The following is a 13,296-nucleotide window of genomic DNA, read 5'->3' as shown; positions in this document are numbered from 1 at the left end:
TTTTAGTGCGTCTTCAAGGGAGTGGCAAACTACTATGCGGCGATAGTCGAAACTTCGCCGACCAACTTGTAGGGTGTAAGCCACATCAGCTAAATTCAACTGAGGGTGCTGCTGGAGATGAGAAGCCAAAGTCGCCGTAGCAGTTTCTAAAGCGGTTTCGGTTTTGGCTGAAAGCACTAACAATTGCCAAGGGCGTGAGTGTAGAGACGTGCCATGGCACGTCTCTACAGTTGGGGCTTCTTCTAGAATCACATGGGCATTAGTTCCTCCAATACCAAAAGAACTGACGCCAGCGCGGCGAGGTATACCGTTTGTTTTCCATTCGGTAAGTTTAGTATTGACGTAAAAGGGACTGTTGGCAAAATCTATCTGGGGGTTGGGCTGTTGAAAGTGTAAGCTAGGGGGTATTTGTTTATTTTTAAGGGCTTGGACAGTTTTAATTAAACCAGTTACACCAGCAGCTGTATTCAAATGTCCCACATTGGTTTTAACCGAACCAATAGCACAGAAGCCTTTTTTGTCACTACTGCGACGAAAAGCCTGTGTAAGAGCTGCAATTTCAATCGGATCTCCTAAAGGAGTTCCAGTTCCATGAGTTTCAATATAGCTGATGGTCTCGGGTTCCACTCCAGCTAAAGCAAGTGCTTCCAAAATTACTTCTCTTTGACCATCTACACTGGGGGCTGTGTAACCAACCTTTAAGGAACCATCGTTATTGATAGCTGAACCTTTGATGACTGCATGAATATAGTCACGATCAGCAAGAGCGTCTGCTAATCGCTTCAATACTACAATGCCCAAACCATCACCAAAAACAGTTCCCCTAGCATTAGCATCAAAAGCTCGACAGTGTCCGTCGGGAGAGTTAATTCCTCCTTCTTGATAGAGATAGCCAGCTTTTTGCGGTATTTGTATCGAAACACCACCGGCTAAGGCGATATCACTTTCGCCATTCAGCAAACTCTGGCACGCTAAGTGGACTGCAACCAATGATGTGGAACAAGTAGTTTGAACATTAACGCTGGGGCCGGTGAGGTTTAACTTATAAGAAGTTTGGGTTGGTAAGTGGTCTTTATCATTACCAATAAAAGTTTGGAAATCATCTACTAACTGTGTTAAGTCTCGGTTGGGGTAGAGGTTCGTAAAAAAGTAACTACTGAAAGCTACGCCAGCATAAAGACCGATGCGACCAGTGTAAGTTTCCGAGTTGTAGCCAGCATTCTCTAAAGCTTCCCAGGCAGATTCTAAAAACAGGCGGTGTTGTGGGTCTGTGATTTCGGCTTCTCTGGGAGTAAACCCAAAGAATGAAGCGTCAAATAAGTCTACATCTTCCAGTACACTGCCTGCTTTGACATAATTTGGGTCACGTAGCACAGCTGAGTCTATCCCCGCAGATACCAGTTCCTCATATGTGAAACAGGTAATCGACTCTACACCATCTCGGAGATTTTGCCAAAATTTATCAACATTGTTCGCCCCAGGAAAACGACCTACCATGCCAATGATGGCTATTTCATCGTTATCATCGAAGCTGTTAAATTGACTGAAATTATTCATAGCAAAAAATCCCCACCGATTCTCATTCACAGCAACTACGCTACGTTCTCAGCAGCTTCTAGAGAATTTGATATTGATAACTCTGAGGCAATCTGAATCTGATCATTTAAAACTGCGTCAATATCATCTTGAGTAGTAAGTGGATTGGCAAGCACTGCACGCAGTGCAGTAATAGAAATGTTTTCTCCAAAGCAGGTAATTGTTTTCGTTGTCCGTGAAATAAAAGTACGACCAGCTTGACGCTGAATTTTCTGAAGGCGTTGATTAAATTGATTAATTTGTTGATTGTCTGTTTCCGTCAATTGGTTTTTGGCAGCAAGCCCCCTAAATGGCTCCGGAATGTAACGATAAACAAGGAGATTCATCTCTGGTTCTGCCAGCAACTCAAACTCAGGCATGGCACAGATACGCGTAGCCATATACTGTGTCTTGCGGATTCCTTCATCAATCAAAAATTCATATCCCTTCAGCCCAATCAGATTTAGCCCTGCATGTAAAAATAATGCCATACCAGGTCGAGAGCCTTCCAAAGCGCGTTTCCCTAAATCGAAGGAACCCTTACGCATAGTGTAACTAGCACTCTTTTCAATTGATGCAGCCAGCTGTGGTTCGCGCAGAAAAAGCATACCAATCCCCATTGGTAGATACAGTTGTTTGTGTCCATCAATGGTCACAGAATCAGCCCGTTCAATCCCAGCAAGTTTGTGTCGATGTTGTTCAGAAAATATGAGTGGCCCACCCCAAGCCGCATCTACATGAAAATGAACATTGGCTGCTTGAGCAATATCTGCGATCGCTACAAGTGGATCAACATTACCAGAATCCGTAGTCCCAGCAACACCCACGATCGCAATAATATGCAAGTTCTGAGCGCGACAGTCTGCAACAGCTTGACGCAATGCTTGTAAGTCAACCTCATTATTGCAATTAGTGGGGACTTTAATCAAGCCATGCGTACCAATGCCTAATAAATCTGCTGCTTTATCAAAAGAATAATGCATCAAATCAGAACCTATTACCACTGCTCCCTTGTAGCCGTAGTAATCTAAAGCCGCAGCTAAACCTTCCTTTTCTACACCAGCAAAACCATCTTTTGCCCCCAAGGAAGCATTACGGGCACACCACAGCGCGATGATATTTGCTGCTGTACCTCCAGAAACCAAAATACCCAATGTACTCTGGCTATTTTGAATATGCTGAGTGTAGAAATCATCAGAAAAATTATAAATTAGCCGATGCATCATCGCCAAAGCCTGACGTTCGTAAGGACTTAAGACTTTAGCGGTTTCCATTTTGACGACATTTTGGTTCATTGCTGTCATCAGCTTTGCCAATGGTCGCACAAAATAGGGAAGAGCAGAGGTCATATGACCAATAAATCGTGGCGAAGACGTGTGTATAGAATGAGCAACAACATTATTAGCTAAATATTCAACATAGCTATCAAAATTATAAGGTTCAACAGGCACTTTACTATCACTAAACTTAGACACTAACGCATTAAAATCAACATCAGTATTAGTATTAGTCGCACCTAAAAAATCATCAACTAAAGTATTAATTTCCAGATCCATCTCACTTTCTACAGATACCGAGTGACTAGATGGCGTAAATAACTGCGTAATTTTTTCGGCAATTGTATACTGCAATGTTTGTTCAGTCTCAGCTAAATAATTTTGCTTTGTCATTTCTTGTTGACGCTTACTTAATGTCATTTGATACTCCAAAATAATTGTTGAGTAACTCTATTAAAACTAGCCCTTTTGTGGTAGATAAAAATCCCAAAAATTTTGCCCAATTAAAAGCTTTTCACCTTCGTGTCTTAGTGTCTTTGTGGTTAATAAAATGATTTTTTCACCACCAAGACACTAAGACACCAAGAAAAATAGATTACTTTAACTTACACCACCAAAGGACTACTCTATTAAGACTTACGCACCCTCTCAAATCCTTGGCGTCCTACCTTACGGAAGCCGCTATCGCGTCTAAGGCGTTTTGGCGGTTTGTTAAATTAAGCTTGTTAGGAGACTGAACTCATGTTGTTTTTCTATAATTTTGTCTGACTTCTCTACGACGCTTAATTGAAGCTGTTCTAACTTCATTACGGTAAGAATCTTTTGTCAAAGCTGCTGCTTCATTTTGCTCTTGACTTAAATATTTAGCTAAGGAGCTAATAGTTGGATATTGAAACATTTCCACCAAAGATAAATCTCGCGGCAATATTTTTTGCAACTTACTATGAACCTGAACTAAGAGTAATGATTGACCACCTAATTCAAAGAAGTTGTCATAAATACCTACTTCTTTCACATGCAGTACTTCTTGCCAAATATTAGCAATGGTTTGCTCTAGATCATTTTGGGGTGGTTGATAAGTCGTTTCCAACTCCGGACGTGTTTGGTCAGGTGCTGGCAGCGCCCTCCGGTCTACCTTACCGTTAGGTGTCAACGGCAGCGCCTCTAGCGTCACAAAAGCTGTTGGAACCATATAGTTCGGCAACTTCGACTTCAAAAAGTGGCGCAATTCGGGAATTGTCAGTGTCTGGTTTGGCTGTAGGACTACATAGGCAACTAAACGTTGAGAACCGGGTTCATCCTCCCTTATCAAAACTACACTGGTTTCAACCCCTGGATATTGGTTTAATAACGCTTCAATTTCTCCCAGTTCAATACGAAAACCACGGAGTTTGACTTGATTATCGATCCGCCCTAAAAACTCCATGCTGGAGTCCGATCGCAAGCGAACTAAGTCGCCTGTCTTGTAAAGACGTCCTCCCGCCTCTTTGTGGAAGGGGTTGGGAATAAATTTCTCGGCTGTGAGTTCTGGTCGGTTGAGATAACCACGAGCTACCCCAGCACCGCCGATATATAATTCACCTGGAACACCCACAGGAACGAGACGTTGGTGTTGGTCAAGGACATAAAATTGCGTGTTGGCAATCGGGCGACCAATAGAAACAATACTATCTGTTTGTTCTAGTTTATTTTTGTTTTCTACAATTTGCACAGCCGACCAAATAGTGGTTTCTGTGGGACCGTATAAGTTCCACACTTGCTTGCTACGTTCAAGCAACTGATTGGCAACAGAGCGATCGAGTGCTTCTCCTCCGCAAAGAATCTTCAATTGCTCACTACCTTGCCACCCAGCCCCCAGCAGTAACCGCCAAGTGGCTGGTGTGGCTTGCATGACATTTGCTTGATGCAAATCTAGTTCTTTTGACAATTGAATGCCATCGCTAGCAACTTCACGGCTAACTATAATCAAACGAGCGCCGACAATCAGTGGTAGATATAGTTCCAATGCCGCAATGTCAAAAGATAGGGTAGTGACAGATAAGAGGATATCGTCTTGAGTCAATCCTGGAGTTTGGCGCATTGTACTTAAGAAATTAACCACAGCGCCGTGGGGGATTTGTACTCCTTTTGGTCTACCTGTAGAACCGGAAGTATAAATTACATAGGCTAAGTTGTCAGTGCTGGCTTTATTTATAAGATTATCAATACTCTGTTTGCTAATTTTCTCCCAGTCGGCATCTAGGCATACTACCTTAGCTTGATGTTCTGGCAATTGCCCCGCTAACTCAACAGAAGTCAGCAGTACTGATACTTGGGCATCTTCTAACATCAAAGCTAAGCGCTGTTGCGGATAAGCTGGGTCTATTGGTACATAAGCCCCACCCGCTTTCAGGATCGCCAACAGTCCAACCAGCATTTCTGTTGAACGTGGCAAACAAATTCCTACCAGTACCTCTGGTTTGACTCCCAGCTTTTGCAAGTAGTGCGCTAGTTGATTAGCTCTTTGATTTAATTGAGTATAGGTTAATTGCTCGTCTTGAAAAACTACTGCTACAGCGTCAGGTGTGCGTTCCACCTGGGCTGCAAATAACTGATGGATACACTGGTTTGGATACTCAGTCTCGGTGTCATTCCACTCGACTAATAACTGCTGTTGTTCAGCTTCACTTAACAGTGGTAACTCCTCTAGCCGCTGTTCTGGATTGGCAACTATGCCAGAGAGTAAAGTTTGAAAGTGCTGTACCATCCTAGTGATGGTACTGTCATTGAATAAGTCGGTGCTGTATTCTACTAGTCCTGTTATCCCTTGTTCTGTATCCGAGAGGTTAAAACGCAGTTCAAATTTTGCAGTCCCATTATCAAATGCTAAAGGACTGACAGTCAAACCCGAAAGTTCTGGTGGTTCCACCTGTGCCAGCTGTAAATCAAACTTGACTTGAAACAGTGGCGTCATCTGGCTGAGACTTCGCTCTGGATTCAATTCTTCCACCAGCTTTTCAAAGGGTAAATCTTGGTGAGCATATGCCCCCTGCATAACTTCACGTACCCGATGGAGTAATTCGCGAAAGCTGGGGTTTCCAGACAAGCTAGTACGCAATACCAAAGTGTTGATTAAAAACCCTATTAATCCTTCGGTTTCAACGCGATTGCGATTAGCAATATCAGTACCAACGATGATGTCATCCTGATGAGTGTACTTGAAAAGCAAAATGTTGAAAGCTGTTAATAGTAACGTAAACAGCGTTACCCCTTCCTTTTTACTCAAATGCTTAACAGCATCCGATAGAGGTTTAGATAATACTAACGACTGTTGCGAACCTTGGTAAGTCGGAACAACTGGCCGGGGTCGATCGCTTGGCAATTTTAACACTGGCAAGTTACCCTGAAGCTGCTTTTGCCAATAATTTAGCTGCTCTTCTAACACCTGTCCCTGTAACCACTGGCGTTGCCAAATTGCCCAGTCTGGGTACTGGATTGGCAGTTCGGGAAGGGGTGAAGGTTTGCTATTGACAAAAGCTTCATAAAGTGCTTTCATTTCCCGGACAAATATTCCCATTGACCAGCGATCGCAGATGATGTGATGTACTGTTAACAGCAATACATGTTCTGCTGCATCTAATCGCAGAAGGGTCAACCGCAGCAATGGTTTCGTTAAATCAAAAGGCTGCTGCGCCTCCTTAACAACCAGCTGCTGTACCTCCTCCTCCAGATTAGAAACCTCTGTCAGATCCATGATCGGCAATGTTAAGGTCTGGGGCGGAGTAATAACCTGGATCGGTTCCCCAGAAGCATTGGTAGTAAAAGTTGTGCGTAAGGTTTCATGACGCCTGACAATTTCAGTGAAGGTTTGTTCTAGGACTGCTACATTTAATTGACCCTGAATACGCAAGGCACTAAAAACGTTATAAGCACTGTTGTCAGGATCTAATTGCTGGATAAACCATAGTCTTTGCTGAGCAAAAGATAAAGGCAAAGAATCAGAATCTTTTCTTTGAGAAATTCTGGAAATTTTTATAGAATTCAAGCCTTTTTGCTGAAGTCGCTTTTCAAATAATGCCCGCTGATCTGGAGATAGTTCTGCTATTTGTTGATACAAATCTCTCATTAATGAGTACCTGAGTTAATTTATATTTAAAGATTTGTAGTTGGGTGCTGTACAGGGGAAAAAACGAACACAGATGAACACAGATGAACACCGATAAAGCAGTGCTTTATCCAAGAGAGAAGGGCTATACGTTAATTTATTAGTTGAGTAAACTTACTTTTTCTTTTTTTGAATTACAAATATCTTTTAACTCTTTGAGATAAGATAAACTCGCCATCACTGCATCAAAATCTGAGTAAAAATCAATGAGACACGCCACTTCATTAACACCAGCCTGCTTTAAAAGTTCTATCATTCGCATACAGGTAATTTTTGAACCAATTAAAGTCCTCCCTTTCAGCCAACCTTCGTAAGCAAAGCGCAAAAGGCTGTTTATATCCGCTTCGGTGAATGTTGCCAAATTCACGTTTACGCCGGAATTCTTTGCCAGATTCTCCAGCAAATCAATGTGGGTTTTGAGGTAGTTGTAAAAAGGTTCCCTCACTTGTTCTTTGACGATATCGAAGTCTTCTCCCACAAAAGTGTGCAACATCATTGCTACTTTTTTAGCTAGAGGATCATGACCATGTTTTGCCAGAGATTCACGGTAGAGTGATATTTGAGTTGCCACCTCTTCTAGAGTTCCTCCCAAAAGAGAGGTGAGTATATTAGCCCCGATCTTGCCTGCTTCAATAAATGTTGCCGGAGATTGACAAACAATCCAAAGTGGGAACTTGGGCTGCACTGGTTTGGGAAAAGTTTTCAACTTGAAACTTCTTCCCGTAACATCTTGGAACTCTACTTGTTCACCTTGCCACAACTTTTGTACAGTCTCGATTCCACGCCACATAGCTTCTCTGCGATTAGCATGACTTTCAGTAGACAGTACAAAATCATCTACCGTCCAACCAGAGGCAAAAGCGATCGCTACTCTACCTTGAGACAAATTATCAACCACAGACCAATCTTCAGCAATCCGTGCTGGATTATGAAGTGGCATCACAACACTTCCAGCCCGTAACTGAATCTGTTCAGTTACCATCGCTAGGGCTGTACTAGTTAAAGATGGATTAGGATAAAGCCCTCCAAACGGATGAAAATGTCGTTCCGGAGTCCAAACCGCAGAAAAACCATTTTTATCTGCAAATTTAGCAGATTCTATTAATAAATTATACTTGTTTGTTTGATTTGTTGAACCATCACCGGAGAAATAAAATAAACTGAATTCCATTCTGTAACTCCTGATGTTTTGATGCGAGGGATTATTAGGTTGAAAATAGATGTGGGGGTGTAAGGGTGTAGGAAAATTAATCTTTTCATGCACTCTTTGTGGGATTTTCTCGTGATTGACTAGCTTGAAAATAGAGATTGGGAATCAACTTAACAGCAAACGCATAATCCATCGGTGTTAATCGGTGTGCATCTGTGTTCGTTATATTCTTCATCTCCTCATTGTGGGCAATAGCCCGTGAGAGTCTACCTTGAAAATAAGGAACACAGAGAAGCAGAATTGTCATGATTTGTTGTGTACCAACGTGAACGACTGACTTGAAAATAGAATTAAGATAAAAAACGAACACAGATGAACACAGATGCACACCGATGAAGCTGTAGCAATTCATGTTGGCTAATTATTAATTTCTGTGATTAGCTAGACCAAAAATCTTTAACCATTTCTGCTTGAACTTCTTCCGCTGAAAGACTCTTAACCTCTTGTAATAAAGCAACCATTTCTTCTAATTCTTCCTGTTGAGGTTGTTCTTGAGCAATAACAGCAGCAAGTCCAGCAACAGTGGATGCCTCAAACAGAATACTGTTAAGCGGTAAATCTACTTGAAAAGTTTCTCGCAGACGAGAAGTAACCTGAACAGCCAACAAAGAGTGTCCTCCTAATTCAAAAAAGTCGTCATTCACACCTACTAGAGAAACTCCAAGAATCTCTTGCCAAATGTTAGCAATGGTTTGCTCAATCTCATTTCTGGGAGCTACATAAACAGTTTGTAAATTTGGTCTTGAGTGCTTTGAAAAAGAATCTGCCTGCTGTGAGTCTTGAGAATTACTTACAGTTTCTAAAGGTTTGAGCTTCAGTGATTGATTAATTCTTGCTTGTAAATCCCCTGTGGAAACAACAACCTGATTTGCCGCACCCATAGACAAAATGCGTTGAAAAGCTTCCCAAACCTCCTGCGGTGTCATGAATAATTCTGTTGCAGTTGATCCCAACGCCACATATTCTTCTTTTTCTAAATCGGAGATAAAAGCTTGGCGATTCACACTAAACCAAGGAACAGAGTTTTGCTGGTTTTTTTGATGAACAAAGGCGTCCATGAATAGGTAAGCTGCTGCATAGGCAACTAGTCCTAATCCTCCCAAAATTGATGATAGTGAGGATTGTAAAAGATAGAAGTCAAGCTTTTTCCCTTGTAAAACTTTTTCTAATACAATAAGTCCATGTACTTTTGATTGAAATTCCTGCTCACATTCAGTCCTACCTATTTCATGAATAGATAAAGTTGACTTTTCATTACCACTGATTTCTGGTACATAAAACACTCCATGAATTTGACCAAAACGCTCATAAGCTATGGTCATAGCCTGTTGCATTTGTTCTTCATTGACAACATCAGCTTTGATGATCAGAACATCTCCGCTTAACTCTTCTAAAGTCTGGATTCTTCTGATTTGATCACTGATATTATTGTGTTGATCATGAGTTGCTAGCCATTGTCCCCACTCATTTCTTTCCGGCAATTCTGAATTTTCAATTAAGATGAGTTTGGCGTGTACTGTTTGAGCTAAATATTCTGCAAACACTAAACCCAGACCTTTGACAGGATCACCGACGATGAGGTAAATTCCCCCTTCTCTTAACCGTGTTTTTTCTGGAACTACTTCGTTCAATTGAATTGGTTCAAAGGTTTGCACCCAACGATGACCATTACGGTAAGCAACAACTAAATCAGATGGTTGTTGAGTTAGTTCAGCTATGAGTTGGTCTATAAGTTGCTTTTCCAGAAAAGTCTCCGATTCAGGGATGACGATATCAACACTGCGACAGCTCATATGTGGATATTCTTGGGCGATCGCTTTACATGGACCTAGCACTGTGGCTTTTTGTGGCTGCAACTGTTCTTGACCCACCACCTCGTGCATATTGTTGGTTACGGCTATTATTTGCAGTGGGGTAGTTAGATGGTGTTTGGTCAATTGTTGTGCTAAAAATAGCAGACTGTAGAAAACTAGATCCTGAGACTTGGAAAAGTCCTCGATTTCAAATTGTGTTTGTGCGTGTAAATTATTACTCAACAATCTAGTATTTGCTGTGACACCCCAGAAATGAGCAATATTTTGTGGAGTTTTGCCTAGTTCGCGAAGAGCTTGCACTAAGGCTTCATAATCATCCTGTTGCTGAGGATTGATTGTGTAGACCGAATCACTCAGTTTGGTGAACTCTTCTCCCATTGTGACTATAATTACATCCTGACCTGCTTGTTCCAGTCGTTTGGCGATTTGTGAACCCACTCCACATGGATCGACAAAGACCAACCAGCAGGACTTTTGCTGAGTTAACCCTTCTGTTTTCCAGGGTTCAAGCAACATTACTCGTTTCCAAGCAGGGATGTAGAACCAGTCAGCCATATTCGGCTTTCTGGTTAGTTTGATTTGAGGATGGCTATTGTCTACTTTTTGTGCTTCAATCCAGTAACGCTGGCGCTCAAAGGGATATGTTGGTAGGGGTATCCGTTGACGCGACTGCGGAGCATGAAATTTATACCAATCTACCTGCACACCCGCTAGCCAGAGTTGACCTACGGTGTTCAGCAAAAATGCTGAATCTGATTTTTGGTATTTTGGATGGCGGAGTGTTGCCAAAACTGTAGGTTCATCCGCCTTACTTTGTCTGGCAAAGGTACTTAATGTCATCCCCGGCCCAACTTCCAGCAGAATTCGTTCTGGCTGTGTCATTAACTCAGCCATTCCCTGGGCAAAGCGGACTGTTTGTCGTAGATGTTTAGCCCAGTAGGTCGGGTCAGTTGCCTCTTTTGCGGTAATCCAAGTACCAGTTAAGTTAGAAATAAAAGAAATCTGAGGAGGATTTAGTTTAATTTTTTCTACCTGGTTTGTGAACGATTCCAAGATAGAATCGATCATTGGGGAATGAAAGGCGTGGGAGGTATGCAGGCGACGACACTCCACACCTTGATTCGTGAGACGACTTTGTAAATGAGCGATCGCTTCCTCAGAACCAGAAACAACACACAAATTAGGTGCGTTACTGGCAGCGAGAGAAACCTCTTTACCAAGCCAGGGTTGCAGATCGTCTTCTGCAAGATGAACAGAAAGCATTGCACCTGTTGGAAGTTGCTGCATCAGTCGTCCACGCACAGCAACCAATGTCAAAGCATCTTCTAAGGAAAACACGCCCGCTAAACAAGCTGCTACATACTCGCCAATGCTATGACCAATCATGGCTTCCGAGTGGATGCCCCACGCCATCCACAACTGGCTGAGGGCATACTCAATCACAAACAGTGCTGGCTGGGTAATATGAGTCTGTTGCAGTTGGTGTGTAGCTGCTTCAATCTGTTCTTCACTCGGATAGAGGACATGGCGCAAATCTATACCTAAGTGAGGCTTGAGCAGTTCACAGCAGCGATTTACCTCTTCCCGAAATATGGATTCAGTTTGGTAAAGTTCTCGACCCATATTTATGTACTGCGCCCCTTGCCCAGGAAACATAAATACAACAGGTCGATTATGGAGTTCTTTTAAGTAAGTCGAACCTTGCTCTTGGTTGGCAAACTCCAATTTTTTGACTGCATCCTCAAGGTTCTGACATACTACCATGAAGCGATGCTCAAATGCTTGCCGACCTACTTGCAGAGTATAGGCAACATCAGCCAAGTTTAAATCACGATGTTGCTGAAGGTAGGCTACTAAGTTTGCTGTTGCAGTTTCCAGTGCCGTTCTGGTTTTAGCAGAGAGCAATAACAGATGCCAAGGTCGAGATTGTACAGACGCATCATGGCGCGTCTGTACAACAGGCGCTTCCTCAAGGACTACATGGGCATTAGTTCCCCCAATCCCAAAAGAACTAACCCCTGCACGACGGGGTGTGCCGTTTGTCTGCCAATCAGAAAGCGTGGTATTCACATAGAAGGGACTGTTGTCAAAATCAATCTCGGGATTGGGCTGCTGAAAGTGTAAACTGGGTGGTATTTCTTTATATTTGAGGGCGAGGACAGTTTTAATTAGTCCTGCAACACCAGCTGTGATATCTGAGTGTCCAATATTTGTCTTGACCGAACCGACAGCGCAGAAACCTTTCTTGTCAGTACTTGCACGAAACACTTGTGTGAGTGCAGAAATTTCTATTGGATCTCCAAGGGATGTTCCAGTGCCGTGGGCCTCGATGTAGGTAATTGTCTCCGGGTCAACCTCAGCCATAACTTGGGCTGCCCTAATTACTTTTGCTTGTCCATCTATACGTGGTGCAGTGTAGCTAACTTTGAAAGCTCCATCATTATTAATAGCAGAGCCTTTGATCACAGCATGAATACAATCGCCGTCAGCGATCGCATCTTCCAATCGCTTTAAAACGACGATACCCACACCATTACTAAAAACGGTTCCTTGCGCTTTAGCATCAAAGGCACGACAGCGACCGTCCGGGGACACAATACCCCCTTCTTGATAAAGATATCCTTCTTTTTGCGGCACATCGATCGCCACACCACCAGCCAAAGCAATATCACATTCACCACTCAACAGACCTCGGCAGGCTAAATGTACCGCAACTAATGAAGTTGAGCAGGCAGTTTGAATACCTACAGCCGGCCCTTCCAGGTCTAATTTGTAAGATACCCGTGTAGCCAGAAAATCTTTGTCATTGCCAAAGAAAAGTTGGTTGCGATCAATAGAACTTCTAATATTTTGATTGGAATAAATATTTAGTACATAGTTGTTTGAGCCTGCGCCAGCATAAACTCCGATCAAACCTGAGTACATTTTTGAATTGTAGCCGGCATTTTCCATAGCCTCCCAGGCACACTCTAAAAACAGACGATGTTGCGGATCAATAATCTCTGCTTCTCTAGGATTGAACCCAAAGAACTCAGCATCAAATAATTCTATGTCCTCTAATACAGCCCCAGCTTTCACATAATTGGTATCGTTGAGTAGGTCAGGGTCTATGCCGCCAGCAAGCAACTCTTCATTAGTGAAAGTAGTAATAGACTCTACGCCATTGCGTAGATTCTGCCAAAATTCTTCAATATTTTTAGCACCTGGAAAACGGCCCGCCATCCCAATAATGGCTATTTCTAAACCATTGCGACTAAATTCTACTGTATGACTCAT

6 protein-coding genes are annotated in these 13,296 nt (G+C 42.5%); all 6 read right to left on the bottom strand.

Translation table 11 applies throughout. The features are described 5' to 3' along the window. Nucleotides 1-1,557: type I polyketide synthase (locus tag UYI_RS0112060; RefSeq protein ID WP_016866923.1), on the bottom strand; the 1,557-nt coding region annotated here is incomplete at its 3' end. A gap of 35 nt (nt 1,558-1,592) precedes the next feature. Further along, nucleotides 1,593-3,272, bottom strand: a complete 1,680-nt coding sequence (gene panP, locus UYI_RS0112055) for a pyridoxal-dependent aspartate 1-decarboxylase PanP (protein ID WP_016866922.1) — start codon at nt 3,270-3,272, stop codon at nt 1,593-1,595. A gap of 319 nt (nt 3,273-3,591) precedes the next feature. Then, nucleotides 3,592-6,957, bottom strand: coding sequence for a non-ribosomal peptide synthetase (locus UYI_RS0112050; RefSeq protein ID WP_016866921.1), 3,366 nt, complete (start codon nt 6,955-6,957; stop codon nt 3,592-3,594). A 139-nt stretch (nt 6,958-7,096) separates the two neighbouring features. Next, nucleotides 7,097-8,167 carry an LLM class flavin-dependent oxidoreductase gene (locus tag UYI_RS0112045; protein ID WP_016866920.1) on the bottom strand — a complete coding sequence of 357 codons (1,071 nt, stop codon included), beginning with the start codon at nt 8,165-8,167 and terminating at the stop codon, nt 7,097-7,099. Nucleotides 8,168-8,252: 85 nt separating this feature from the next. Continuing rightward, the gene (locus UYI_RS0112040) at nt 8,253-8,558 is read right to left on the bottom strand and encodes a hypothetical protein (RefSeq protein ID WP_102205832.1); all 306 of its coding nucleotides are present in this window, start codon (nt 8,556-8,558) and stop codon (nt 8,253-8,255) included. Nucleotides 8,559-8,583: 25 nt separating this feature from the next. Continuing rightward, entirely contained in the window at nt 8,584-13,296 is a 4,713-nt protein-coding gene (locus UYI_RS0112035; protein WP_016866918.1) for a type I polyketide synthase, read from the bottom strand.

The organism is Fischerella muscicola PCC 7414, assembly GCF_000317205.1.
Classification (GTDB): Bacteria; Cyanobacteriota; Cyanobacteriia; order Cyanobacteriales; family Nostocaceae; genus Fischerella; species Fischerella muscicola.
This window is presented reverse-complemented; position numbering and strand designations above follow the sequence as displayed.

What these genes read in the sequence shown, in the direction of transcription:
- UYI_RS0112050 (WP_016866921.1), bottom strand. Translation starts at nt 6,957, where the DNA reads ATGAGAGATTTGTATCAACAAATAGCAGAACTATCTCCAGATCAGCGG.
- UYI_RS0112035 (WP_016866918.1), bottom strand. Translation starts at nt 13,296, where the DNA reads ATGAGTCATACAGTAGAATTTAGTCGCAATGGTTTAGAAATAGCCATT.
- panP (WP_016866922.1), bottom strand. Translation starts at nt 3,272, where the DNA reads ATGACATTAAGTAAGCGTCAACAAGAAATGACAAAGCAAAATTATTTA.
- UYI_RS0112045 (WP_016866920.1), bottom strand. Translation starts at nt 8,167, where the DNA reads ATGGAATTCAGTTTATTTTATTTCTCCGGTGATGGTTCAACAAATCAA.
- UYI_RS0112040 (WP_102205832.1), bottom strand. Translation starts at nt 8,558, where the DNA reads ATGAATTGCTACAGCTTCATCGGTGTGCATCTGTGTTCATCTGTGTTC.